This is a genomic window from Brasilonema sennae CENA114, from assembly GCF_006968745.1.
In the GTDB taxonomy this organism is placed as follows: domain Bacteria; phylum Cyanobacteriota; class Cyanobacteriia; order Cyanobacteriales; family Nostocaceae; genus Brasilonema; species Brasilonema sennae.
The window spans coordinates 1,491,513-1,517,736 of record NZ_CP030118.1; the positions used below are offsets into that span (position 1 = coordinate 1,491,513).

16 protein-coding genes and 1 tRNA gene are annotated in these 26,224 nt (G+C 43.5%); 12 read left to right on the plus strand and 5 right to left on the minus strand.

The genetic code is table 11. The features are described 5' to 3' along the window. Positions 1-78 precede the first annotated feature (78 nt). Positions 79-969 (plus strand): SDH family Clp fold serine proteinase, encoded by an 891-nt coding sequence (locus tag DP114_RS06405; RefSeq protein ID WP_171975723.1) that lies wholly within the window; start codon positions 79-81, stop codon positions 967-969. Between the two features lie 18 nt (positions 970-987). Here DP114_RS06405 and DP114_RS06410 read toward each other — a convergent pair whose 3' ends face one another. After that, positions 988-1,728, minus strand: a complete 741-nt coding sequence (locus DP114_RS06410) for a peptidoglycan-binding domain-containing protein (protein WP_169264437.1) — start codon at positions 1,726-1,728, stop codon at positions 988-990. A gap of 579 nt (positions 1,729-2,307) precedes the next feature. Between DP114_RS06410 and DP114_RS06415 the strand changes: the two genes are divergently transcribed. The 5 genes from DP114_RS06415 (at position 2,308) to infB (ending at position 10,085) form a co-directional block, all read left to right on the plus strand. Continuing rightward, positions 2,308-3,759 (plus strand): hypothetical protein, encoded by a 1,452-nt coding sequence (locus DP114_RS06415; protein WP_171975724.1) that lies wholly within the window; start codon positions 2,308-2,310, stop codon positions 3,757-3,759. A 368-nt stretch (positions 3,760-4,127) separates the two neighbouring features. Next, positions 4,128-4,589, plus strand: coding sequence for a ribosome maturation factor RimP (gene rimP, locus DP114_RS06420; RefSeq protein WP_169264436.1), 462 nt, complete (start codon positions 4,128-4,130; stop codon positions 4,587-4,589). Between the two features lie 198 nt (positions 4,590-4,787). Beyond that, positions 4,788-6,059 carry a transcription termination factor NusA gene (nusA, locus tag DP114_RS06425; RefSeq protein WP_169264452.1) on the plus strand — a complete coding sequence of 424 codons (1,272 nt, stop codon included), beginning with the start codon at positions 4,788-4,790 and terminating at the stop codon, positions 6,057-6,059. 49 nt (positions 6,060-6,108) lie between these two features. Further along, positions 6,109-6,354: a YlxR family protein gene (locus DP114_RS06430; protein ID WP_169264435.1), complete on the plus strand. Its 246-nt coding sequence runs from the start codon at positions 6,109-6,111 to the stop codon at positions 6,352-6,354. A 452-nt stretch (positions 6,355-6,806) separates the two neighbouring features. Further along, the gene (gene infB / locus DP114_RS06435) at positions 6,807-10,085 is read left to right on the plus strand and encodes a translation initiation factor IF-2 (protein WP_171975725.1); all 3,279 of its coding nucleotides are present in this window, start codon (positions 6,807-6,809) and stop codon (positions 10,083-10,085) included. 417 nt (positions 10,086-10,502) lie between these two features. On the opposite strand, the gene DP114_RS06440 is transcribed toward infB, so the two are convergent. Then, positions 10,503-11,768: a DUF4912 domain-containing protein gene (locus DP114_RS06440; protein WP_169264433.1), complete on the minus strand. Its 1,266-nt coding sequence runs from the start codon at positions 11,766-11,768 to the stop codon at positions 10,503-10,505. A gap of 690 nt (positions 11,769-12,458) precedes the next feature. Beyond that, positions 12,459-14,780 (minus strand): ARC6/PARC6 family protein, encoded by a 2,322-nt coding sequence (locus DP114_RS06445; RefSeq protein ID WP_171975726.1) that lies wholly within the window; start codon positions 14,778-14,780, stop codon positions 12,459-12,461. Between the two features lie 725 nt (positions 14,781-15,505). On the opposite strand from DP114_RS06445, the gene pdhA reads away from it, so the two are divergent. From pdhA to fba, 4 genes are all read left to right on the plus strand, one after another. Continuing rightward, positions 15,506-16,543 (plus strand): pyruvate dehydrogenase (acetyl-transferring) E1 component subunit alpha, encoded by a 1,038-nt coding sequence (gene pdhA, locus DP114_RS06450; RefSeq protein WP_169264431.1) that lies wholly within the window; start codon positions 15,506-15,508, stop codon positions 16,541-16,543. 104 nt (positions 16,544-16,647) lie between these two features. Continuing rightward, on the plus strand, positions 16,648-17,484 hold the full coding sequence (locus DP114_RS06455) for an aldose epimerase family protein (RefSeq protein WP_171975727.1): 837 nt from the start codon (positions 16,648-16,650) through the stop codon (positions 17,482-17,484). A gap of 63 nt (positions 17,485-17,547) precedes the next feature. Continuing rightward, a tRNA-Lys gene (locus DP114_RS06460) sits at positions 17,548-17,619 on the plus strand. A 331-nt stretch (positions 17,620-17,950) separates the two neighbouring features. Further along, the gene (gene fba, locus DP114_RS06465; protein WP_169264429.1) at positions 17,951-19,030 is read left to right on the plus strand and encodes a class II fructose-bisphosphate aldolase; all 1,080 of its coding nucleotides are present in this window, start codon (positions 17,951-17,953) and stop codon (positions 19,028-19,030) included. A gap of 312 nt (positions 19,031-19,342) precedes the next feature. Here the strand turns inward: fba and DP114_RS06470 are convergent, their stop codons facing one another. Both DP114_RS06470 and DP114_RS06475 read right to left on the minus strand, forming a co-directional pair. Further along, the gene (locus DP114_RS06470; RefSeq protein ID WP_171975728.1) at positions 19,343-21,184 is read right to left on the minus strand and encodes a polysaccharide deacetylase family protein; all 1,842 of its coding nucleotides are present in this window, start codon (positions 21,182-21,184) and stop codon (positions 19,343-19,345) included. 500 nt (positions 21,185-21,684) lie between these two features. Next, on the minus strand, positions 21,685-22,503 hold the full coding sequence (locus DP114_RS06475) for a carbon-nitrogen hydrolase family protein (protein WP_169264427.1): 819 nt from the start codon (positions 22,501-22,503) through the stop codon (positions 21,685-21,687). A 1,034-nt stretch (positions 22,504-23,537) separates the two neighbouring features. On the opposite strand from DP114_RS06475, the gene DP114_RS06480 reads away from it, so the two are divergent. Then, a complete protein-coding gene (locus DP114_RS06480) occupies positions 23,538-24,182 on the plus strand; it encodes a hypothetical protein (protein WP_216669972.1) in 645 nt (214 codons plus the stop codon). A gap of 52 nt (positions 24,183-24,234) precedes the next feature. Further along, on the plus strand, positions 24,235-26,223 hold the full coding sequence (locus DP114_RS06485; RefSeq protein WP_169268804.1) for a P-loop NTPase fold protein: 1,989 nt from the start codon (positions 24,235-24,237) through the stop codon (positions 26,221-26,223). The last annotated feature ends 1 nt before the right edge of the window (position 26,224 follow it).

Sequence of the window (26,224 nt, forward strand, 5' to 3'; positions counted from 1 at the left end):
TTTACACAAAGCACACAGATCAGATGCTTGCCTGAGTTAGGAAATTAATTGTTATTGTGTTTTCATTTGGAATTGCATATGGGCTTTGGTATTGGAGATTTATTCTGGATTTTCCTCCTGCTTTCTTCCCTGCAACCCCTATGGCAGAAACGTCAGGTAGAATATCGGCGTATCCGCGCCCTACAGGAATTTCAGCAACAACGCAAAAGCCGAGTGATTTTGCTCATTCACCGCCAAGAGTCTATCAGCTTTTTGGGAATTCCTGTCTCGCGATATATCACCATCGAAGACTCAGAACAGATACTGCGGGCAATTCGGCTTACCCCGCCAGAGGTTCCCATTGACTTGATTTTACATACTCCTGGTGGTTTGGTTTTAGCAACAGAACAAATAGCGAGAGCATTAATTCGCCATCCTTCCAAAGTAACTGTCTTTGTCCCTCACTACGCCATGAGTGGTGGTACAATGCTTGCCTTAGCTTCTGATGAAATTGTCATGGATGCTAACGCTGTTCTTGGACCTGTTGATCCACAACTGGGTAATTTCCCTGCAGCTAGCATCTTGAAAGTTGTTGAACACAAACCTATTGGTGAAGTTGACGACCAGACTTTGATTATGGCTGATCTATCACGCAAAGCGATCGAGCAAGTGCAGCGCTTTGTACGAACCCTGCTGAAAGATACAGTACCTACACAGAAAGTGAAGCCAGAAAACATTGAGAGTATAATCGATGCCCTAACGACTGGGCGCGTGACTCACGACTACCCAATCACTGTTGAAGAAGCAACAGAAATGGGGCTACCCGTAACAGTCGGACTACCCAATGTTATTTACGATCTTATGGATTTGTATCCACAACCACAAGGCGGACGGCCCAGTGTACAGTATATTCCCATGCCCTACGATGACCGCCGCCCCATTTTACCAACTCCTAAAGGTAGACCATTAGAAGAACCTGGTCCAACTTAGATGAGTTAAGCCAAGTTATTATCTTGTCGGTGTTGGTGTAGGCGTTGCTGTCGGTGAGACTCCTGGTGTGGACGTAGGACTCCCTGTCGGCAACGCTTCTGGTGTAGAAGTAGGTGTAGCTGTGGGTAACGCCTCTGGTGTAGAAGTAGGCGTTGTGGTTGGTTTTGCTGTTGGCGTAGTTCTAGGTGTAGAAGTAGGGGTTTTAGTTGGTTTTGCTGTTGGTGTTGGCTGGGTAGTCGGTGAGGTTGTTGGTTTTCGTGGCTTTGTTGTTGGCGTGGATGTTGGTTCTTTCTTGATGTTCTTTGCTTGTTGGGTGAGTTTTTGCCTCAATGCTAAGTCAGCAATTCCTGTTTGTTGTAAACCCAGTTTTTTCTGATATAGCTTAACTGCTGCTTCTGTTTGAGAACCATAATATTGATTACTGGGCAACAGAGGATTGGGCTTAGCTACCAAGTTTAAATTAGCTTGCAAAGTTTCAACTATTTTTGCAGCAACATCTTGAGTTTTTGGTCCTACTATTCCATCAGCAGGTTTTAGTTTGTGCCCTTTTTGAAATTCTTGAATTGCGTTTTTAGTATCCGCTGTGGTCAAAGGTGCATCTGATACCTTGACGCTGTAACCTAGTCCCCGTAACACAGCGCGAAATTGCCGTGGGGTATAAGTTCGTGCAGCAAAAGCGACATCTGAAATTACTACACTAGCTGTGATCAAACAGGCAGTCGCAACGGTAATGTTTGATTTTCCAAACCCACACCACATAAGTAAAACTCCTCTTGGTCAAATCAACCGGATATTGACGTTGACAGATAGATGCATTTTAAGTTTCTGTAAAGTCTTTTGGTCGCTTTATTAATGATTATTGATAACTTAAAGTTATCGTACATGGATGTTAAGATTCATAAACTAATGTCATCTATCTTAGATATAGCAATCCGGAATCATCTGTGAGAGAATCTTGAAGTAAATTAAAGTGCTTTTTTGGCTAAGTATAAATTGCTCTAATGGCTAAAATACTTAAAATTTAGTAAAAAATACTGTAAAATTTTAACTTAGTTATCGATTTCTTACAGTATTTTATTAGAAATAATCTAAGCTCGCTATATAGGATTCCTCCACAGATTTTTGCGAAGCTTCGTTAGCGTGTATGTTAAGCGTTAAGCATTAAGCATTCCCTACTTCAACGAGTTCGTATGGCTCCGCCACGCAAGCTAACATAAACCAAACCGGATTCCTATAGATATATTGCTTGAAAGCAGCAGGTATAGGTAGACAAGACTTAAAACCACGTAATTTAGAGATGTTGTATCCAAAATCTGTACTTTACTTATTAAAAAGCCAATGACTAACGTGAAAACCTTAACAAAGCGAAACATATGGTTTGAGCGGTTGATGGCAATTATTGCCTCTGTTAATCTAGGGCTGGTTTTATTTGATTTAAGCTATATTCCTTGGCGAGATTTTTACAAAAGAAATCTCCCCATAATCACTCAGATATACGATCCAGTTAAAGGGATTGAATCCCATCGAGATACAGAAAACTATTTGGACACAGTAGACGAACTTATAGAACAGGTCAGTCAAACAGGGTTGCAATCACCTCAGGTGGAAAAAAAACTTGAGGAACTTAGCCGTCTTAGTAGCGAGATGATTGATAGCAATCCGTTTGAAGCGGTGAATAAAAGTGGTACCTTGGAAAAAATCAAAAATCGGATGCGCGATCGCGTAGCCGTTAAATCTTCCAAGGAAGCCTTTTCTACATTCTGGAGTCAGGCTTATTTATCAAAAGGTGGTTGGAAGCAAGAAATTGATTTTTTCAACAACCAAATTCGCCGTTTAATTATTGTCAACTATTACCGAAATATTGGAGAAAATGGCGAATTCATTGATGATTTTTGGAGAATTGACTTACCATTTGTCATTTTATTTGGTGTGGAGTTATTAGCAGGCAGCTTCTATATCAAACGTCAGTATCCTAGTTTGAGTTTTTTCAATGCGATTTTTACGCACTGGTATGATTTGTTTTTCTTACTACCATTTTGGCGCTGGTTGCGAATTATACCTGTTTCTATTCGCCTAGACCATGCACGAATGCTGAGTCTAAATCCAATACGTCAACAAATTCATCGAGGAGTCGTGGCGAATTTTGCCGAAGAACTGACAGAAATTGTTGTTATTCGGGTTATTAACCAAATTCAGGGATCAATTCAACGGGGTGAACTAAGGCGTTGGCTACCACAAAAAGAACAAACTCACTCCTACATAGATATCAATAATATTAATGAAGTAGAAGCAATTGGAGCCATTTTGGTAAAAACAATTCTTTACCAAGTACTGCCAAAAATTCAGCCTGAAATTATAGCGATTTTGCGGCACAACATTGAAAGCACTATTAAAGAAGTTCCGATTTATCACAACCTACAAATATTACCTGGACTGGATGCGATGCAAACTCAATTGAGTGAGCAACTCGCAACCCAAATCACAACGAACCTTTATAATGCAGTTGTCAGCGCAGCAGAAGATCCAGTTGGAGCAAAACTTTCTAGTCAACTTGTGCAAAGCTTTAGCGAAGCTTTGGGGACAGAAATCCAGAAAAAACAGGTTTTTTCAGAAATTCAGAACTTACTTATTGACTTTTTAGAAGAAGTCAAGCTTAATTATGTCCAACGCTTGTCAAAAGAAGATATGTGGAAAATTATCGAGCAAACCAAGCAGCTACGAACACAGCCATCAGTTCAACCAGTGGAAGATAAAAGCTCTACTATGCTGGTGCGTAGAGAAGGAAATTGATGTGAATTTGTAACAGCAGTGGAAAATAGACAAGGAGACAACAAGACAAGGGGAGGAATTTTCCTCTGTGGTACGACGTCTCATAATGCCTGATTTCAAATCAGCCAATCACGGGAAAATCCCACAAACCTTGCCATGAAAATCTGGCTTTCCCCTACACCCCTATTATTTTCAAGGCAGAAAGATTTTTCCTTACACCCTTACACCCTTATACCCATATTCAAGCGAGTTTTTGCTTCTCGCTCCCAAAAAAATACGCTAAACTTAGATAATCAGGCGAACCTGTTAGGTTCGCCCGAAGACTTCTTGGAAGATATCCCTATCGCAGGAAGTGGGTAATGACCCACTTTTTTTGTTGGAATAGCCGCATGACTCACCCTCTCGTTCCACAGATTATTGAATTGGCGACACCAGTGGCAGAAAAGCTGGGATTGGAAGTTGTTGGCGTGGTTTTTCACACCAATCAAAATCCACCGGTTTTACGCTTAGACATTCGCAATCCTCAACAGGACACTGGGTTAGATGACTGTGAGCGAATGAGTCGTGCCTTTGAAGCTACTTTAGATGTAGTGGAAATAATTCCAGATGCTTATGTATTGGAAGTATCCAGTCCTGGTATTTCGCGACAGCTGACAACCGACCGAGAATTTATTTCCTTCAAAGGATTTCCTGTTATTGTCCAGACTGCTCCATCCTATGAAGGACAGCAACAGTGGATTGGTCAGTTGATTCGCCGGGATGAGACAACAGTTTATTTAAATCAAAAAGGTCGTGTTGTTCAAATTCCTCGCTCCTCAATTACTAAGGTAGATCTCGATGAGGGCAGATAGAAAAACTATCAGCATTCAACAGTTGTGAGTACCGAAGTTTAGAGGAGCGACAGCGTCCCTTGTGAGGTTTATTGCTCAAAGCAAGCGGCGCTGCTGAGTCAGGTTTTAAACAATTCCACAAATCACTAACTCAGCAATTAGCACTGTTTTTCTGCTGACCATTTTTTGCATAGCTATATAAGGAGATTGTTTATGTCAATGGTAACTTTACCTGGATTAAAAGATTTAATCGAAAATATAAGTCGTGAGCGTAATTTACCTCGTGTTGCAGTTCAAGCAGCGATCAGAGAAGCATTACTCAAAGGTTACGAACGTTATCGTCGTGCTCAAAACTTAGAGCGAAGACAGTTCGATGAAGATTACTTTGAGAATTTTGATGTGCAACTAGACGTTGAAGATGAAGGCTTCCGCGTTGTTGCAACCAAAACTATCGTTGAAGCTGTGACCAACTCTGATCATGAAATTGCGCTTCAACAAGTTCAAGACATGGGAGGGGACGAAGCGCAATTAGGACAAGAAGTTGTGCTGGATGTTACCCCCGACCAAGGAGAATTTGGTCGCATGGCAGCAATGCAAACTAAGCAAGTCTTGGCGCAAAAACTGCGGGATCAACAACGCCAGATGGTGCAAGAGGAGTTCCAAGACTTAGAAGGAACGGTTCTACAAGCAAGAGTTCTGCGGTTTGAAAGACAATCGGTGATTATGGCTGTCAGCAGTGGTTTTGGTCAGCCAGAGGTGGATGCCGAATTGCCCAAGCGTGAACAATTACCTAATGATAATTATCGGGCAAATGCCACGTTTAAGGTCTATCTGAAAAAAGTTTCTCAAGGTCAGCAACGAGGACCTCAGTTACTGGTTTCACGTTCTGATGCAGGTTTGGTGGTTTATTTGTTCGCCAACGAAGTGCCAGAAATCGAAGATGAAGTCGTGCGGATTGTCGCTGTAGCGCGAGAGGCAAATCCACCTTCTCGTCATGTAGGACCTCGGACGAAAATTGCTGTTGATACTCTTGATCGTGATGTAGATCCAGTAGGTGCTTGTATTGGAGCGCGGGGATCACGAATTCAAGTTGTCGTCAACGAACTGCGCGGCGAAAAAATAGATGTGATTCGCTGGTCTCCAGATCCTGCTACCTATATTGCCAACGCTTTGAGTCCCGCACGGGTAGATGAGGTTCGTCTGATGGATCCAGAAACAAGACAAACTCATGTACTGGTGGCGGAAGACCAATTGAGTCTGGCGATCGGCAAGGAAGGACAAAATGTTCGTTTGGCGGCTCGTCTGACTGGTTGGAAAATTGATATTAAAGATAAAGCAAAGTATGACCACGCAGGAGAAGATGCCAAGTTTGCAGATGTGAGAGCAAAATACATACCAGAAGTAGATGACTCTGACGAGGAGGACTTAGAAGATAAAAATCAGGAAGAGTTTTTTGAGGATGAAATTTTTGACGAAAATGATGACGACTAAGAGTAAAGTTATCAGTAAACATCGTCCTGAGTAACGAACGAGCGCGCCTATGAAACCAAATTATCGGCGTTGTATTAGTTGTCGAAAAACAAGATTAAAACAAGAGTTCTGGCGAATTGTCCGCGTGTTTCCTTCAGGACAGGTACAATTAGATGAGGGCATGGGGCGTTCTGCCTATATTTGTCCGCAGCAGAACTGTCTTTTGGCAGCTCAGAAAAAAAATAGATTAGGGCGAGCCCTACGTGCATCAGTGCCAGAAGCACTGTACCACACATTATGGCAGCGTCTACAATAAAGGAATAACCAAAAACAAACTTAATCAAAACTACGTTGTGGCGGTAATTCCCAAAGAAATTGTGGTGACAGCCGAATTATTTGTGCTATCAACACAGTCTGTTTTATCGCTCATGTAGTGCCAAAATAGTAAAAGGGTGTCATTAGCGTAGCTCTTGGTTATCCAAAGGGGCGAAGCAAGACTCCTAATAAGTTTTACTCGATGTGTCGTGGAAGACTCAGAATCAACAAAACAAAACAGTACAGAATGGCAACCTGGTAGCGCCCAAGCGCAGTTCGGCGTCAACCATCAATCCTAGTGGGGATGCCAGCAATAAACCGAAACATCTCTCTTTCCTGAATGGAGGCACCGGCATTCATTAGCAGTGGCAACCTAACACAGTAATCGAAGGGTGGAGATGTCGCCAACCAGGCAACCATCCGCTAAAACTGTAAATTAAAGGGGAAGAGTGGATGAACAACGGCAAAGTTAGAATTTACGAATTATCAAAGGAATTGAATTTGGATAACAAAGAGCTATTAGCAATTTGCGACCAGCTCAATATTGCGGTCAAAAGCCATAGCAGCACAATTACAGAATCCGAAGCCCAACGCATTCGGGTTCAAGCAGAAAAAGTAGCTCAGACAAGTGTGACGCCGAGAATAGGAAATGGCATTAACAGCCATAGACCAAATTCACCACAAGATGGTGGACGTAACCGACCTGCTGCACCTAATAAACAACAAATTTTGGAGATTCGCAAACCTACAGTTTTGAAAAACCCCATCTCTAACGCCCCAGAGGCGTCGGTTGCTACCAATATAGTTGCTTCTGAAGTCAATCCTCCTTCACCCCCTAAGTCCATCGCTCCCCCTGTCTCACCCATGAAGCCGACGGCACCAATTCGATCTGTACCCCGGAATCAGTCTGAGACCACACCTGAACAACCAGCAGTGACAGACGCGGATAAAAGCATAGTACCCAATACAAACCAGCCGGTTGAAAAAGTAGCAGCCCAAAAACCGGAAAAAGCATCTGCACCAAGATCAAAACCGGAAAGACAGCCAAAACCACAACTGGCAGCCCCGCCCACCAGACCAGCTGGGGAGCAACCAAGCTCTCCAACAGACGCTGCCGAACCGAGTGTGAGCGAGAAACCGATTATAATTCTCAAACGCGATCGCGACCAAAAACGCGATGCATCCGTTGGTAGCCGACCTCTTGCAGGCGATGGCACACAGCGCCCACCTCAAAAACGCGATGCTCCCGAAGGCAGCCCAACCTTTGCGGGCGAACGCGACCAACTCAAGCAGCAAAGAGTCAATAAAACGGCAACAGGGGAAACAGCACAGGCTGCTTTGCCGCAAAAAACTGAAAAACCTGTGCGTTCTACTACCCCCTCACCAGTAAAACCTGAGCAAAGAGGAAATAGGCCTTCTGCACCTGTACAAGTCGGAGAGTCGCAACGACCCAGCAGACCAATAGTACGTCCTGCTGAACAACCAGGAGGTGCGCTACCAGTCGCTACGCCTCCAAAACCAATGCGAGTCTCACTGACAAAACCGCAGGTTGGGCAAGAAGATGAGGATGATGCACCAACAACGACTGAAGAGGTCATCGAACTAAAGCGCCCAACCCCGCCACGTCAAGTCAAAGGCGGTAAAAAGTGGCAGGAAGAAGAGATAGAGGAAATCAAAGAGTCTGCTAAGCCCGGAAAGGGAGCTGTTAAAGGCAAACGTGTCAAGCCAATAGTTGATGAGTTTGAAGACGAAGATCTCTTAGATGAAGAGGGACTGGAAATACCTGCCACTATCCAAGTCAGTCTCTCTATTGCCCGTCCACCGAAACCTAAGGCTTCCAAGCCGACACAAACAGCAGTACCCACCGCTGTTGCGCCAGTTGCGAAAGGGAAAAAACCTGCTTCCTCTCGTGAGCAAAACCGTCGCCAAGAAACCGAACAAAAGCCGGATCGTCCAGAAATACTGGAAGTCACAGGTCCGATGACAGTGCAAGAACTGTCTGAGGCTTTGGTAGTGGCTGATACAGAAATTGTGAAAATTCTGTTCATGAAAGGCATGGCGGTGAGTATCACCCAAAATTTGGATATTCCCACAATTACACTGGTAGCCAACGAGTTGGAAATACCAGTTGAAACCGTCGAACCAGAAGCAGAAGCCCGCAAAGTCACGGAAATGATAGAGGCGGCAGATCTGGAAAACCTGCATCGGCGTCCGCCAGTTGTGACAATTATGGGTCACGTAGACCACGGTAAAACTACCCTGCTTGACTCGATCCGCAAAACAAAAGTGGCATCTGGCGAAGCAGGAGGCATTACGCAGCATATCGGTGCTTACCACGTAGATGTAGAACATGATGGTAAAGAGCAGCAAGTGGTATTCCTTGATACCCCCGGTCACGAAGCCTTTACAGCTATGCGCGCGCGGGGAGCGCGAGTGACCGACATCGCTATTTTGGTGGTCGCTGCAGATGATGGCGTTCGTCCTCAGACCGTTGAAGCGATTAGCCATGCTAAAGCCGCTGAAGTTCCGATGATAGTAGCCATCAACAAAGTCGATAAACCAGAAGCACAACCTGATCGTGTTAAGCAAGAATTAACAGAATATGCTTTGGTGCCAGAAGAGTGGGGCGGTGACACGATTATGGTTCCTGTCAGCGCGATAAAGGGCGAAAATCTGGATACACTCCTAGAGATGATTCTCTTGGTAGCAGAAATAGAAGAACTTTCTGCTAACCCAGATCGACTTGCGAAAGGAACCGTTATTGAAGCTCACTTGGACAAAGCAAAGGGACCAGTTGCAACCTTGCTGATTCAAAACGGTAGTCTGCACATAGGCGATTTGTTAGTAGCTGGCTCAGCCTTCGGTAAAGTCCGAGCAATGGTGGATGACAGAGGTAGAAGAGTCGAAGCAGCGACTCCTTCCTTCGCCGTTGAAGTCCTGGGTTTAAGTGATGTACCAGCAGCAGGCGACGAGTTTGATGTCTTTAGCAACGAAAAACAAGCACGCTCAATTGCAGCCGGACGCGCTGAAAAACTCCGTCAATCGCGTCTGATGCAGGGACGTGTTACCCTGACCAGTATCTCGGCTCAGGCTCAGGAAGGCGAGTTGAAAGAACTCAACCTGATATTGAAAGGAGATGTCCAAGGTTCAGTGGAAGCTATTGTGGGATCGCTCAGGCAAATTCCGCAAAACGAAGTACAGATTCGGTTGTTGTTATCAGCTGCTGGTGAAATTACCCAGACAGATATCGACTTAGCCGCAGCCAGTGGAGCAGTTATCGTTGGGTTCAACACTACTTACGCCAGTGGCGCAAGACAAGCTGCTGATGAAGCTGGTGTAGATGTACGGGAATACAACATCATCTACAAACTCATAGAAGACATCCAAGGAGCCTTGGAAGGTCTACTGGAGCCAGAGTTGGTGGAAGAACACTTGGGTCAAGCCGAAGTGCGTGCTGTCTTCCCCGTTGGTCGTGGTTCCGTTGCAGGTTGTTACGTCCAGTCTGGCAAACTCATGCGTAACTGCAAAGTGCGCGTGCGTCGTAACGGTAAGGTGATCAATAATGAAGCTCCTCTTGACTCGCTCAAGCGAATGAAAGAAGACGCCCGCGAAGTTAACGCAGGTTACGAATGCGGTGTCGGCATTGACAAATACAATGACTGGGCAGAAGGTGACATCATCGAAGCATTCCAGATGGTGACCAAGCGCCGCACTCTCTCATCTACTAGATAAGGAGTAGTTGACAGGTGACAGGTGACAGGTGACAGGTGACAGGTGAAGCGAAAAGTTTTATTTCCCTGCACTCTGTCTCCCTTCTATAGATCTGTACCCTCCGGGTTCGCCAGAGCCGGCACGAGGGATACCCTCCCGCAGCGCAGGACTCACCGCTCAATAAAATCTAGAGAAATTTAGAAATGTTCTCGTTCAGCCAGTAAGGGTCAAACCTTACAAACAGAAAATCTAGGCATGAAATATTTGTCTGTATTTTTTGGAACTATTAACTCGCGCTCGCCACTTACAGGCTTGATATAACAGTCTGGATAAGTTTATCAAAAGCAAAATTTTTCCAACAAACAAAACCTCCGCCACAGCTATCTTGTGACGGAGGTTTATCAGCTTAATCCAAAATCAAAAATTCAAAATTTTAGATTAAGAGAACCATTCTAAAACAGCTTCTTCCTTGGTATTGGTATTCCGAGATGGTGTCTCACGATTAAACTTCATCTGAATTGACCGTGTTTGTTCACCATCAGCAGCAACAGCCATAATTGGATAGTCAATCAAACCATCCTGGAAGGACATTTGGAAACGGAAGGTACCGTCTGGATTGAGTTTAATTGGACGACCGCCAATTGTGACAGTCGCATCAGGTTCTGTTGCACCATAAACAATCAACTCAGCATCAGCAATTAACCAGAACTTACGCGGACGCATTGGCACGTTACCAGAGAAGCCAGCGCCAGACATACCTACGCCAGACATGTTCAAACCAGAGGTAGTTGGAACTGCCCACATACCTACACCAGAGGGGAAGACGTAAGAGCTGATGGCTTGTTCTGGAGTGACGAAACCAGGAACCTGGTGCATGGAACCGAACACAGAACCTGCAACGCGCATGACTTCGGCAGATTCTGCCAAACCAAAGATTTGGTCGTAGATGGCATTACCGTTGGCAGCAGCACCAGGAATAGGAGTAGCAGTAGCAGTAGGAGCCACTTTCTTGGCGGGAGGAACCAGTTCATAAACAGTTTTCTCACGCAAATCTTCATCAAAATTCACGGTGATGAAGACATCTTCAATCCAGTCGGAAGGATAGACAGGAGGAACGTGGACGGGTGCAGAACGAGCTAATACTAACCAGCGACCATCAGCACAACGGTAACCAATGTCGATGACATAATCGCGATCGCTCACTGGAACTGGCAAATACCATTCCCGTGCAAGTTCATCACAGGGGTATTCTTGAATGCTGTGGGGGCTTTGGTACTCTAAATTGATGTCGGTGACATCATAAATACGCAGTGCCAGCTGTTGTCCCCCAAGACGGCGTAGTTCTTCTTTATGCTCCTTAGAAACATCCCAGTAGGTATAAGCCCACTGAGGGTCGCGAGGCATAAGAACAATACGGCTTTCTCCATAGCCTTGAGGCAGATCCGCTAGTCCTTCATCAACATCAGCGAGAGTACCGCCAGTACGATCAATTTGACCCAACTCAAATTTTGCTGCTTCCACGGTTTCCTGTGCCTCCATTGAACGAGATTGGGTGAGAGAAACTTTGCTGCGTTGAGCTTGTTGAACAGATTCCAATAGTTGCGATTTACGCATTCTACTGTAACGAGAGATGCTATATTCACTAGCTACTTTACGTAGTTGCCGCAATGTCATCTCTTCTAAAGGTGGGCGTTCTTTTGCCATAAGTTTGGCCTCCAGTAGTTTGAAAGGTTCATGATGTCCCCTGGTTATTAAATGGCTGATAAATAGCCGTAGACCTCCAGAAAAACTTCTTATTCCTGACTCCTGGTTCTGCCGAGTTTTGTGTTTTTTAATGTGTTTTTTAATTGCAAATCACTCCCTCTCGATTCCCTGTGATGCCAATGTGGCAGCATTTTCTTTTGGGGAGCAGAGGAGTCTTTGTTAATAAATATTAACTAATAATCCTGCGTTGGGATCAAGGGGGTTACAGACACATTTTTCAGCTTTTCACGTATTTATCAGCCTTTGGGGATCATAAAGTTATCATTCTATGACATTTTAGCTTGTTAAAAGCAGGTTATACATCTGATTAATCGTGATTATGTCAAAATTTGATGACATAATCTTTGACTCTGTACTAAGTTAGATTTGCTTCATCACTCGTACTGAAAAACTGCGGTGCCTAACGGGAGAGACCTCTGGGTATGTCCTATGTCTTATGTCCTCTGGACACGCTGCTTTCTATGCCGAAGGGTTGGGATCAACCTTTCAGCAAAGACTAAAATCCACAAAGGAATTATCGGGAGGAGTTGTTGAGTGAAATGTATGAAGACTTTCGTAAAAGGATAACAAAAGCTTATTCCTGACAACCAAAAATCTCTAGTGCTATCCAGAACCGGTAAAAATTACGATCTAAAAAATCATACCTATTTTGTTGAGAACTGACATATCCTGGATGCGCCATGAACCCTCTACGCGAACCAGTTGATATCTAACTCGTAATTTTTCTTTCCCAGATTTTTTCATCTGACCATTCGTATAATACTGTGTAGCTTCACTCACTGAAGCTTCTATCGCAGCGTGATACTGATCAGATGTATTTGCCTCTAAAGATTCAACCTTCACGCTATGTTCGTATTTTCGATACTGGTTATCAGTTTTTTCCTGTTGCGCCCATCGCTGCCATTTTGTCAAGGTTGAACCCATTAAAATATACTTCAAACCATCAATCTCGTGGTTAGGTCCAAAAGCTGCGGCTTTAGTGTCTAGCCAAGCCTGAATCATTTCCTCTGCTGTCGCTTCAGTGAGTTTTCCTAGTGGTAATTGTGGTTTACTGTTTTGGTCAGGAATTGAGACTAGGGGCTGATTTAGCTCAACTGATACCTGTTCTCCTTTCAACGAAGGTCCAGGGAAAAACAAATTTTTCAACAATCCGAAAGTTCCTGTGATCAAAAACCAGAGCACCAATAGACTCACGGACGAAACAAACACAATCCGCACCAACCGCATTTGTGCTGGAGAAATACGGGCAAAAATTCGCTGAGGATAAGTAGAAGCAGCAGATACAGTGCGTTTGCGCTTTCTTTGGGTTTGTCCTTGAGGGGGTGCGGTGGGATGTTTGGATCGCCGATTCGAGTTGTGGTAAGTTCCTCTGGGAGTGGCGTCTATGCTGTTAACAGGTGCTACAGGTGCTACAGGTGCTACAGGTATTTCGGATTGTGAACTCCAAGTACTTGATGAAGAAGACGATGTTGTATAACTGGGTGAGGAAGAGGAAAAGGTTGATGTAGGTGGTGTTTCTGAATTGAGAGTATTTTGAGTTGCAAATTTCCCCTCAACCACTTTGGAATTATTTGGGGAATTATTGCGGCGACTCTCACGAGTGATTTGGTGTGTTTGGAAAGACTGTCTGTTGATTCCAGTTGCTGAATCTGTGGGTTCTACTTCTGTGGACAAAGCTTCTAAATAAGCTTGCACTTGTTGATTAGCAAAATAATCTTTCAAGGAAGCGGGCTTGTCTACCAAATCTCGAAAGTTTGGAAACACTTCATTTTCCAACCAGCGTTCCTCGTATAAACACAGTCCTGGTAAGAGGTCTGGAGAGTCTTGAGAACTTTCGCGAATAAAAGCTAGAGCCTCGTACTCCTGTGAGAGTTCTAATGCACGACTTGCTTCTTCTGTTTGCCCCAGCAGAAGCGCACACAGCGACTGTTCTAGATGGACATCTTGACGTCTACCCAGACGGAGCAACATTTGCTTGGCTTGACGAATTAATGCGGGTTGACGTTGAGCGAACCCGCGTGCGATCAAAGCATAGACTGCTAAATAGGTGGCGACTGCTGAGGGGCGCTTGCTTTCTACTTCAAACAGTTGGTGCTGCTCAGTAACTGTCAGGTAGTTACGCAGTTGCTGAATAAATCTCAGAAAATCATCTGTACTCAGACCAGATTTGTCGTTTCCTGTACCATCTATGCCACCACGCTCATCTAAAATCTCATGCAATAATTGCAACCCTTGTTTTCGTTCGGTAGTCTGTTCTTCAGGTAGGGCCAGTAATTCCAAAATACGATAGGGTCGCAATCTATACAAGTCAAACTGAATTTCAGAGCGAACGCTGGGGAATAACCCTTCATGTGCAAGAAATTCCTCTCCAGTTTCTAAGGAAATCGCGGCATTTTCGTAGTGAGCTTGCTGCCATGCCTCGCGACCAAGTTCTAAACAAGCCAGGGAAACCGTAAGTACTACGTCTGGACGTTCACTAGAAAAAGGAACTTCCTCTATATTGTCTCTATCGCTTTGAATACTGCTTATACCATTTCTATTTACTAGGTGTGGACGACCCAGTTTTAGAACAAGTTCATATTCCCCAAGTTCCTGCAAAATCAATAAAGCACCAACGAATTCATCTTGGGAAATATCGATACTAAGGGCTTGAGAATCAAGCTCACCAATATGACCTTGGTTACGACTTTCAACAGCGACTCCCCCACCTTCAGTGCTATCAGAACCATAAGCATGAGCAAGATAAAGCTGGTCGTATGTTTTACGCTGTTTTGGATTAGACAGAACAATGTAAGCTTTTTCTATTAAGTTTTTTCGAGATGTAATTGCTGCTTGGGAATACTCACGGCGTGGCAATTGCACAACGCGATCGCCATATGCCTGCCGCAACTGTTCCTCACTTGCCGCCATTGGTGTCCCTAAAATTCTGTAGTAATCTAGCGGAATTCGCACGGCTCATTTCCCCTGCAGCACGATCAACATAATTTTCCTAAAGCATTCCAGGCTTGTAAAAAACTGCCATAACAATAACTTATTAATTTCAGACTACAAGTATGTTTTGTTACAACTTGGAGCGTGTTTTCACATTATTATGGTATAATCTTGTTATGGTATTAGTCTTTTGTCGATTTTGATAAGTATCCAATTTTTTAAGAATATTTCTATTCTTCTTAAGCTTTTCTAAATTCCAACCTTTTTGACAAACAAACAATTGACTATAGTATTTTGGATAACAGCATACATGATCGTCTCTTTGCAGGAATATTTTTTCCTTCTGTTTATGGGATATATGGCATGATGTTCCCTGCAATTGATTTTAGAGGATCCATTCCCACCACATGATGAGAAAAGCGCCACTTTTAAGGTTTGCTAGTATACAGCGACCTACAGCTTATCACAAATTCTTCTTTGAGTACAATAATCTACATAAAAATACTTAATTTCGGGAATAAGAGCCGAAATTGTTAATAAATATGCAGAAAGCTTGTTATTTTGGTAGCTAATCTATAAACCAAGGTTGGCATACTACCAATTGCTGTCGAACAAAATCAACGACAGCAGTTGAGGTGAATTTGATTATTGACTCCTTTAAACGCTATCTTTTTATTTAAGCTGCATGAGCGCAACTGATCTCAAATCGTAACTTTAAGTTTTACAACAGGAATACTTAGAAACAGATGGTTCAAGAACGCACATTACCCAAATTTGATGCGGCTACCGTACAAATAACCAAAGAAGAAGGATTGCTGTTGTACGAGGACATGGTACTAGGGCGCACCTTTGAAGACAAGTGTGCCGAAATGTACTACAGGGGCAAAATGTTTGGTTTTGTCCATTTATACAACGGTCAGGAAGCCGTATCTAGCGGTGTGATTAAGGGAGCGATGCGACCAGGTGAAGATTTCGTGTCCAGCACTTACCGCGACCACGTTCATGCTCTGAGCGCAGGAGTTCCTGCAAAAGAGGTGATGGCAGAGTTATTTGGTAAAGCCACAGGGTGCAGCAAAGGGCGTGGTGGCTCAATGCATATGTTCTCTAGCGAACATCGGATGCTAGGTGGTTATGCTTTTGTGGCTGAGGGTATCCCCGTTGCTGCTGGTGCAGCATTTCAAACGAAATACCGCCGCGAAGCGTTAGGCGATCAAAACGCTGACCAAGTGAGCGCTTGTTTTTTTGGTGATGGTGCTGCAAATAACGGTCAGTTTTTCGAGACGTTGAATATGGCAGCGCTGTGGAAACTACCGATTATCTTTGTTGTAGAAAATAACAAGTGGGCGATCGGCATGGCTCACGAACGGGCGACTTCCCAACCAGAGATTTATCGAAAAGCCAGTGTTTTTAACATGGCAGGTGTGGAAGTAGACGGTATGGATATCTTGGCGGTGCGAGCAGTCGCCCAGGAAGCCGTAGCCCGTGCGCGTGCTGGGGAAGGTCCTACCTTAATTGAAGCACTAACTTACCGTTTCCGAGGTCACTCTCTGGCTGATCCAGATGAACTACGAACCAAGCCTGAGAAAGAGTTTTGGTTTGCTCGTGATCCAATTAAGAAATTTGCTGCTTATCTGATTGAGCAAAACTTGGCTTCTAGTGAAGAACTTAAGTCAATAGATCGAGAAATCCAGCAAGAAATCGACGAAGCAGTGAAATTCGCTGAAAGTAGCCCCGAACCCAACGCCAGCGAGTTGTATCGCTTTGTGTTTGCGGAAGACGAATAAAAACTGCACCAGTCCGGAATATTGAAGTGGAAAGAAAAGACTCACCACTTGAATACTCCGGACTAAAAACCTGTTTGCAAACGGACTCCAATCATACCAATACAATGAGTAAACTCCACATTCAAACAAATCAGTCCCAGCTTGAGGTTGTACCAGAAAGAGGTGGCATTATCACAAGCTGGCGCGTACAAGGTCAAGAAATTCTTTATCTGGATCAGGAACGTTTTGCTAATCCTGAGTTGAGTGTTAGAGGTGGAATTCCAATTTTGTTTCCTATCTGCGGTAACTTACCTAATAACACTTACACTCTTAACAACAAGCAGTACACTCTCAAACAACACGGCTTTGCCCGTGATTTGCCTTGGAAATTTACAGATGATTACGTAACTTCAGAAACAGCCAGCTTGACTTTGGTCTTAAACAGTAACGAGCAAACACGCGCAGTTTATCCTTTTGACTTTCAAGTCGCTTTTACTTATCAAATACAGGGCAATACATTAGAAATCAGACAAAAGTACACTAATCTTTCCACTGAACCAATGCCTTTTTCTACAGGCTTTCATCCTTACTTTTTAACAGTGGATAAAAATCAACTCAAGGTTGAAATACCCTCGCAAGAGTACCAAGACCAAATCACCAAGGAAACTCACTCATTTAACGGTGATTTTGACTATAACCGCGATGAAATTGATGTCGCTTTTAAGCAACTAAGCGCTAAATCAGCTACAGTTACAGATTATGCCCGCAAGTTGAAATTAACGCTGGAATACGATGATACATATTCTACCCTCGTCTTTTGGACGGTTAAAGGCAAAGACTATTACTGCTTGGAACCCTGGAGCGCTGCTCGTAATGCTATCAACACAGGTGAACACCTGAGTGTGTTAGAACCAGAAGCTACCCATGCAGCAACTATACGCTTGACGGCAAATTTTTTCTAAACCCCTTTACAAATCTTTCTGAAGTTATGCTATGATTGATTAGGTTTTGCAAATTCAAAGAACGGGTCGCTAACTCAACGGTAGAGTACTCGGCTTTTAACCGATTAGTTCCGGGTTCGAATCCCGGGCGACCCATTTTACAATTCAAAGTTCAAAATATGGCTCAAGGGCACGCCAAAGGCGAACAAAATTCCAAATGAAAGGTAGCTAGAGTTGGGGATTTCAACCCCAACTGTAACTGAGACTCGCGGCTATATTTAGCTTCGTAATTCAAGGTACAAAACTCACAGATTGGAATGATAGAGTAAGGTTGGTAGTGTCCACCTTACTTTGCTTAAAGTTTTTCGACATAAAGGACACAAGAGTAGTTATAATTTCCTATAAGCTTAAAATAATATTAAGAATAGCGTACCCATTACGCTTGTCTCACATCGACTAGCCGACAACCATATTAGGAGGACTACTTATGGCGCTCGTACCTTTGCGGCTGCTGTTGGATCACGCAGCAGAAAACGGTTACGGCATCCCTGCTTTCAACGTTAATAACTTGGAGCAGATTCAAGCTATTGTTCAGGCTGCCCAGGAAACAGATAGCCCCGTGATTTTACAAGCTTCTCGTGGCGCTCGTAAGTATGCTGGTGAAAACTTCCTGCGTCACCTAATTTTGGCAGCGGTAGAAACCTACCCCAATATTCCCATTACCATGCACCAAGATCATGGTAATGAACCTGCTACCTGCTATTCAGCAATTAAAAACGGCTTTACCAGCGTGATGATGGATGGTTCGCTGGAAGCTGATGCTAAGACTCCCGCTAGCTACGAGTACAACGTTGACACAACCCGCGAAGTTGTGAAAGTAGCTCACTCCTTGGGTGTCAGCGTTGAAGGCGAACTAGGTTGCTTGGGTTCTCTGGAAACTGGTATGGGTGAAGCAGAAGATGGTCACGGTGCGGAAGGCGTTCTTTCCCACGACCAACTGCTGACTGACCCAGATCAAGCAGTGGACTTTGTGGAACAAACCCAAGTAGACGCTTTGGCAGTTGCGATCGGTACCAGCCACGGTGCTTACAAGTTTACCCGCAAGCCAACTGGGGAAATCTTGGCAATCAGCCGCATTGAAGAAATTCACCGCCGTTTGCCTAACACTCACTTGGTGATGCACGGTTCCTCCTCTGTACCCGAAGATTTACTCGCCCTGATTAACCAGTATGGCGGTGCTATTCCTGAAACCTACGGTGTACCTGTGGAAGAAATCCAAAAAGGTATCAAGTGCGGTGTGCGTAAGGTAAATATTGACACCGACAACCGTTTGGCTATTACCGCCGCTGTGCGTGAAGCTTTGGCTGCAAATCCCAAAGAATTTGACCCCCGTCACTTCCTCAAGCCTTCTATTAAATACATGCAGAAGGTTTGTGTTGATCGCTATCAGCAATTTGGTACTGCTGGTAATGGTAGCAAGATCAAGCAGATTTCACTCGAAGACTTTGCCGCTAGGTATGCTAAGGGCGAACTCAACGCTGTGATTAAGAAAGCTGCAGCTGTCTAAGTTTGAGAACAAATAAATAGGGATACAGCAATGCTGTGTCCCTATATTACAGAGGATTTATAAGCTGCTGAGACTTTGCCGGGTAATGTTTTGGTTCCCCGGTTTTTATTTTGAGGGAACAGGGAACAGGCAATAGGAAGACAAATATCAGTACATAAAATAAGCTGTTAGGCTTACAAATTGCACTATACAGAGTGAAGGGCGAAGGGAGTCAGAGAATGAGGCAAAGGATTTGACGGTTTTCTTCAAAGTAAAAAAATGCATTCTATAAGCGCAAGAGTACAAGGTTCAGAAACTGGGTGCGTCAAGAATTTAAGTTTTTCGCTGTTTTGTTTTATTTTGCACCAAAACACAGGGTGGGGTGTTCGTGGCTGGAGATCCTAAAAGTGCAACTGCATGAGGGACAGGACGAGGTTGGTAACGTACAAGAGATTCTCCTTGATAAACTAAAGAAGTACTTTGACCGGAATCAACCATCACAACATCTTGTAACCCAGCCTTAACCAGCGCCTTTCCCAAAGATATAGAGTCAACAGATTCTAGAGAAACGCCTACGGTGGCTTGTTTCTTCTTGTTAATGCCCCAAAAAGCCCGATAACGTGCTATGTCAAAACCATACAACCCGTTAAAGCTGCTTGGTTCACGAGGTTGACCATCTTTGACTAACCAAGCCGCCGCCACAAAAGCATCAGTCACCTCAGGCATTTCAGCTTGTATTCCCTCTAAAGTGTTGTGCTTGAGTGGATCGAAGGGAATGAAGCGCACTTCATGAGGACTAATCAATACCAGAGGACGTGCAGCAATTTTCTGGATGTCCCAAGTGCTACCAGGAATGAATTGTTTTGTCACCTGGCTGTATACTGGTCCAATCATCACATTAGAATTTAACAGTTTCAGCGAGAAGAAACCTCCGTCTACAGCAGCAACAGCATTTGTATTACTTCTAGCTACAATTTCCTTGACCGTATAACGACTATCAGCGTGGATAGTGATCGGTTTACCACCCGAAACTAGGATCAGAGGAATTTTATCGATCGTCATGTCAGTTCTTTGAACTGGACTTGCAAAGTCAAAGCCTGTTTTCCAACTTGGTAATTTGGCACCTCCCCAAGCTTGCTTTATCACATCTTGTAGCCTAGATTGACCAAAGCGGGAAATTGCTAATAAACTCTCTGATGCACCTGCAAAGCGTTCATCCACATCATTCATTGTCAGTGCAAGATCATATCCGGCGGCTTGCACCGAACTTGCAACTTGCTCGTTATATTTTCCCGCAGGATAGGTGAAGTAGCGAATAGGAATTCCTAAGTTTGCCTCTAAAGTTGCCTTAGACTCAACAACTTCTTTTTGAATTTGTTCTGGTGGCAAAACTGTTAAATCAGCTGGGTGAGTGACGCTATGAGATGCAATTGTCACCAAGGGATTAGCCACCATCTCCTTGAGTTGTTCCCAACTGACATGAGTTCGACCAACATTGTTGCCAACACCTTTGGTGTAAATAGAAAATACAGCAGGATAACCGTATTTTTTCAGCAATGGATAAACATACTGATAATGTCCCCCGTAACCATCATCAAATGTCAAGACAACAGGTTTTTCTGGGAGTGGCATTCCTGTTTGCAAATGAGTCATCAGCTGGTCAAGACTAATGGGAGTGATGCCATTCTCTTTGAGGGTTTGGAAATGTTGTTCTAATTCTTCTGGGGTGACATCAAAAAAGACTTGTTTTTCTGGCAAAATGTCATGATACATGAGAATGGGCACTCTTGCCTGTTTTGCCACTTCGTTAATGTTGGGCCAGGAAGTCCGATTGAGGAAAGCATAAACATAAGGACCAACAGTTTCTACAATATTGTCTAATCCCCAATTAGGCTTGGTCATCCAACTAGATGCCAAAACAAAATTGCTCGCTACACGAGAAACTTGACTATTTAAACTAATATCATTGTTATTATTGTTACTACAAGCTTCAGTTGTTGTGGGAGCATTCTCAGGCTCAGCAGGTTTTGAAACAGGACGACGACGAGCAACAGCCAGTTGCGGTAAAAAGATTGAGACTGCAAGTAATCCACAAATAAGGGTATGAAATATACTTCGGGAACGGGAATTAAAAAATATGTAATTCAGAATAGGATTATTAGGAATGAGCTTCATACTTAATTTTTAGAATACCTGGGTTCTGTAAGGGCTGCGTTGGCGTCGGTTCGAGTAACGCTTACACTTTATTCCCTATTCGTTATAAAGATAAGAGATAAAAATATAAAGAAATATTAATAAAAATATAAGGACTGATTAAGCTTTAAGCTCAGTCAAGATCGAAACTTTTCTGTTGATTAGACTGATTTTGATGCCAGTGAAGTTCCTGGTTTATCCCTATGCGCCTATGCCCAGTGGGTACGGCCACGGCGATCGCCGAACGGCAAACGGCACCTTCCCCCATATAAAGGCACTTTCACACACAAATCATCGAATGACTCAAAACTCGATACCTCACCCTGCCCTGTGGGGCATCCCTCTCCTTATAAAGGAGAGGGAAAAATTTTAGCGAAGCCAAAAGTGAAATTACACAAAGACACGATACCTCACCCTGCCCTGTGGGGCATCCCTCTCCTTATAAAGGAGAGGGAAAAATTTTAGTGAAGCCAAAAGTGAAATTACACAAAGACACGGTGTTGTAAGCTGGGCATTTGCCGACGAACTTGTTCTAGTCTGGCTGGGTTGATTTCGGCGATCGCAACTCCTGGCTGCTCACCTGCATCCGCTAAAATCACTCCCCAAGGATCTATAATCATGGCGTGTCCGTGTGTCTGACGACGAGCGTAGTTGATGCCAGTTTGTGCTGGAGCTATCACATAGGAAGTATTTTCAATAGCACGTGCTTGCAAAAGGACTTGCCAATGATCTTTGCCAGTAAAGGCAGTAAATGCAGCAGGCACAAAGATGACATCTGCACCTTTGTGAGCCATGTATCGGTAAAGTTCGGGAAAGCGAACATCATAGCAAACCGAGAGTGCTATATTACCAAGTTCTTGCGAGAAATGGACAGCAGGTAATTCCTTACCTGCCATAACTGTTGTGGATTCTCGATAAGTGTTGCCATCTGGGACGTTCACATCAAACAGGTGTACCTTTTGGTAACGTGCAACTTCTTGACCATTAGGCTCAAGAAGCAAGGCAGTGTTGTAGACTCTAGTGCTGGTGTCATCTACAGGAACTGGAAAGCCGCCGCCCAAGATAGTGATTTGAAAACGCTGCGCCATTGTTTTGAGAAACTTTTCTGTTTCTTGGGCGATCGCACCAGCTTGAGCCATTTTTTCATTTTCCTCACCCATAAAGGCAAAGTTTTCTGGCAAACCAATTAATTCAGCACCTTGACGCACGGCTAAATCAATCAATTCCTCTGCCTGTGTCAAGTTTTTTTGTAAATTGGACACACTTGTCATTTGAATCGCGGCGGCTAAATAAGACTTCATACATTCAACAACGAATAATAAAGTTGTGCGAGGTTGGAAACGGTTAAAACAGTTATCAGTTATCAGTGAGCCAGCGCTGTAGGAGGGTCTCCCGACCTAGGCGACTGCGTAAGCGCAAGCGCACGCTAAGAGCGTTCGCGCAGCGTCTCCTACGGAGATACGCGTAAGCGTGTCCCTTTGGGACTTACGCGTAGCGTCTCCGCAGGAGATACCCGAAGGGTTATCACAAGATGGGGATTTAAACTTCATCTTGTATCTTCCACTTATGGAAGTGGGGGACTGGAGACTCTCGACTGAAAAAATGTTCAGGTTATAGTTAAGCTACCAAACTAAGAAAAGTTAACTCTCCCTTAACAAGTGTTTTGTGATGGAACGTTAACAAAAAACAAAGTCACCGAATTGCTTGAACTCATATTTTGCACTCCTGCCAACAACTGCCATAGATTAGAAACCTATGGCTAATAGTTAAAGTCTTCGCGCATCAGACTAAATACTTACTGAGCAAGGCTTTTAGTCCATTTTAATGGACTTGGGCTATAAGCGAAGAGCTTCAGTTTTAGGCGATACGTACATGCGATCAGTCTCCGCCTTATCGCGTGGTTGCGTTCTTGATAATGCTGCAAAATGTCAGTTGAATCAATTAGTCCAACTGTACTATCAGTGAGGATATGGGCTACACCGTAAAATTCCAGATTTTTCTGGCACACGCAATGCCAGACTTATACGCTGGTTTACGAGTAAAGCCGTTAACGAAGCTTATTTTGGATGAAATATAGATTACCAAAATATGTCTCGACTGAAAAGAAATTTATTAGAGTTATACGGGTATTTTATAGAGAGAGTATCACAGCAGGTGGAAACCTGACTAGAAACATCTACGTGCAAGGAAAAGTTTAAGACATTCAGTTCAGGTGAGCTTCAAATACGAGCTGGAAACTTTACCGTAGTTTTACGTATTTTCAGATATTTAAGCCACAATGATACTAGTCATTCTATAGAGAAAAACCGTGAAAGTAATGTCAGAAAAATTACATATGATTGAGACTCAACTGAAAACTCGTCTTCTTCTGGCTTTGTGGGATTTAGGAGGAACAAAGCAGGAAGTGAAGAAAGGTGATCTTAGTAAGCGAATTGTTACTAAGGATAAGAAGGTATCAGATTATGAGGGCATTTTTAAGGAATTGGAGAAACAAGGGGCGATCGCCATCTCCAAAAAAGGCTACTCTCTGGTATCTCCTGTGGGTTTAGAAGTACTGGGTGAGGGTTTGACAAGTCCAGAGTTTAGGTTTGAAGGAAGTATTATCGGAACTTGGGCAGCTAATGCACTGCTGAAGTGGATCAGTCAGATGAATGGTGCGGTAGCTGCATCTGTATCGGCGAATGGGGTCAACAGTGAGGTTAAATCTTACGACGAGTTTAAACAAGTCGCGTTGGAAGTTTACGACAAATTGAACCGGGACTATAACCTGAATGATTTGGTGCCAATTTATCGGATCAGGAGGGAAGTGGGCGATCGCGTAAGTCGTTCTGATTTCAGTGATTGGCTGTTGGAAATCCAGGAGAACGACGTTTTTCAGCTAATGGCGGGAGAAATGCCAGACATTACGCCGGATAAACGTGAAGACTCAATCACCATCCCCGGAGGTGGATTGCGCTACTACGCCAAGCGCTTGAGTTAATAATATTGCCGTGAATTCCCCGTTGTAGTTTGTTACCTCACACCGAATCACTATGGAAAATCCTCCTATTTCTCCGATAGAAGACATCAACACCGCCATTCAAACTCACAATCCATTTACTAACGCTGGGATTGTCAAAGAACAGGATATTTGGGGCAAGGGATTCCCCGACGTTCCTACCCTAAATGCTTACGCTTCTGATACAGTTTTTCAGGCAATTGAACTGGTGCGTAATAGTCCATCCAGTCAAGATAAAGTGACATCAATTGCTATAACTGCTCAATACGGAGTAGGTAAAACTCATCTCCTCAGCCGTATTCGCCATCGGCTGGAACGTGAAGGCGGGGCTTTCTTCGTCTATGCAGGCGTCAATAACTATACAGACTTAAACCTAGTTAAATACCAATTCCAGCAAACTTTGGCAGATAGTTTGAGTAAAACTGGTAGTCAAGGGGTTATGCAGTGGCAAGAAGTAGCAGCTGCGATGGCGAACGAAGGCTTCAAAGCCATTAATCCCAATGCACCAACCCTTTCTCCTCAGGAACTTGTCAACAGATTTGACAAAGTATCTGCTAGTTGGTCGGCTAAAAACAAGAGTTTGATGAACACGCTCACCAAGCAATTTCTGAGAACAAAATCAAATGTAGATCCCTATATTTTACGGGCTATTTTGTGGACACTTTCAGAAACTCAAGCATCTTTTGCAAGACAATGGTTATCTGGACATGAGCTAGCAAACTCTAATGCTGATATTCTAGGATTACCCAATCCTATCAAAACTAGTCAAGACAGAGAAGCTGAAGCACTAAAGAATATTCAGCAAATATTAAATTTAGTCAGTTACTACAACCCCGTCGTCATTTGTTTTGACGAAATAGATGTTAAAAACAACTCTACAGATGATGGGTTGCCAACAGAATTAGTAATTGCTAACCTAGTCAAAATTCTGCACGATACTCTCGAAAACTCTGAACTCGGTCGAGGTGTTGTTATTCTCACAGTAATGATGCCCGATACCTGGGAAGATAAAGTAAATATAATACCAGGTGGAACACCAGATCGAATTTCAAAATATACGCAACGCAAACCCATAGATTTAAAACCTCTTAGTGGCGATTCTATAGTTGAATTAGTCAGCCTTTGGCTGAAAGAGTTTTATGATACAAGAAATTTAACTCCTCCTCATCCTCTTTACCCATTTGAAGAAAGTGAACTGAGAAAATACGGTAAAAACAAACTAACTGTCAGGGAAGCTTTGAAATGGTGTGCAGAGAACTTTAAGATTGATGAAGATACATTACCCAAAGACCCATTTGAGCGATTTGAACTGGCTTTTAAGAAGGAGAGTGAGTTAGAGCTTGGAGATTATCTTGATGAAAAGCATAATTCTCTAATTGTTGATGCTTTGCGTTTTGGCTTTCAGACATTGAAAGGTCAGACATTAGAGGGAGAGACAGAGACAGGTGAGACTTTGAAAGAAGTAAAAGTCGAAGATGTTACTGAAGTTGAGCCAAAATCAAAAAATCAAGGATGGATAAACTTTAAAGTTATTGGTAAAGAAAAAGACAAAATTTTCAAAATAGGCGTTGCGGTTCTCCAGCACTCTCATGGACTGTCAGTAGGAGCAGGAATGTGGCGTTTAATTGACTACAAAAAATTCGATATAACGCGAGGTTGTTTAGTTCGGTCTAAGGAAAAAACAATTCGTAAGAATTGGGATTCATTCGGATATCTCAATAAACTTGTGCAAGAACTGGGCGGAGAATGGGTGTATCTGAAAGCTGAAGAAATCAGATCTCTGATTAACCTGTATTCGGTTTATCACAAGCGCGAGCTTTATCAGCTAAATGAGCACCAAGTTATAGAGTTTTCAAAGCCGCTAACTGCCGAAAATGCTTTGTTGCGAGAAATATTGAGCGATCCTTCTGGTGAAATAGATGAAGAGACTATTGAAGGAGACGAACTATTAAACGACTTCCTTAACCCCTCGAGTATAGAGGACACAGATGACTCGGATGATTTAGCTGAGTTGTTTAATTAAG

Bases quoted from the DNA above. Each gene is read 5' to 3' on its own strand.
- DP114_RS06405 (WP_171975723.1), top strand. From the start codon at position 79: ATGGGCTTTGGTATTGGAGATTTATTCTGGATTTTCCTCCTGCTTTCT.
- DP114_RS06410 (WP_169264437.1), bottom strand. From the start codon at position 1,728: ATGTGGTGTGGGTTTGGAAAATCAAACATTACCGTTGCGACTGCCTGT.
- DP114_RS06415 (WP_171975724.1), top strand. From the start codon at position 2,308: ATGACTAACGTGAAAACCTTAACAAAGCGAAACATATGGTTTGAGCGG.
- rimP (WP_169264436.1), top strand. From the start codon at position 4,128: ATGACTCACCCTCTCGTTCCACAGATTATTGAATTGGCGACACCAGTG.
- nusA (WP_169264452.1), top strand. From the start codon at position 4,788: ATGGTAACTTTACCTGGATTAAAAGATTTAATCGAAAATATAAGTCGT.
- DP114_RS06430 (WP_169264435.1), top strand. From the start codon at position 6,109: ATGAAACCAAATTATCGGCGTTGTATTAGTTGTCGAAAAACAAGATTA.
- infB (WP_171975725.1), top strand. From the start codon at position 6,807: ATGAACAACGGCAAAGTTAGAATTTACGAATTATCAAAGGAATTGAAT.
- DP114_RS06440 (WP_169264433.1), bottom strand. From the start codon at position 11,768: ATGGCAAAAGAACGCCCACCTTTAGAAGAGATGACATTGCGGCAACTA.
- pdhA (WP_169264431.1), top strand. From the start codon at position 15,506: ATGGTTCAAGAACGCACATTACCCAAATTTGATGCGGCTACCGTACAA.
- DP114_RS06455 (WP_171975727.1), top strand. From the start codon at position 16,648: ATGAGTAAACTCCACATTCAAACAAATCAGTCCCAGCTTGAGGTTGTA.
- fba (WP_169264429.1), top strand. From the start codon at position 17,951: ATGGCGCTCGTACCTTTGCGGCTGCTGTTGGATCACGCAGCAGAAAAC.
- DP114_RS06470 (WP_171975728.1), bottom strand. From the start codon at position 21,184: ATGAAGCTCATTCCTAATAATCCTATTCTGAATTACATATTTTTTAAT.
- DP114_RS06475 (WP_169264427.1), bottom strand. From the start codon at position 22,503: ATGAAGTCTTATTTAGCCGCCGCGATTCAAATGACAAGTGTGTCCAAT.
- DP114_RS06480 (WP_216669972.1), top strand. From the start codon at position 23,538: ATGATTGAGACTCAACTGAAAACTCGTCTTCTTCTGGCTTTGTGGGAT.
- DP114_RS06485 (WP_169268804.1), top strand. From the start codon at position 24,235: ATGGAAAATCCTCCTATTTCTCCGATAGAAGACATCAACACCGCCATT.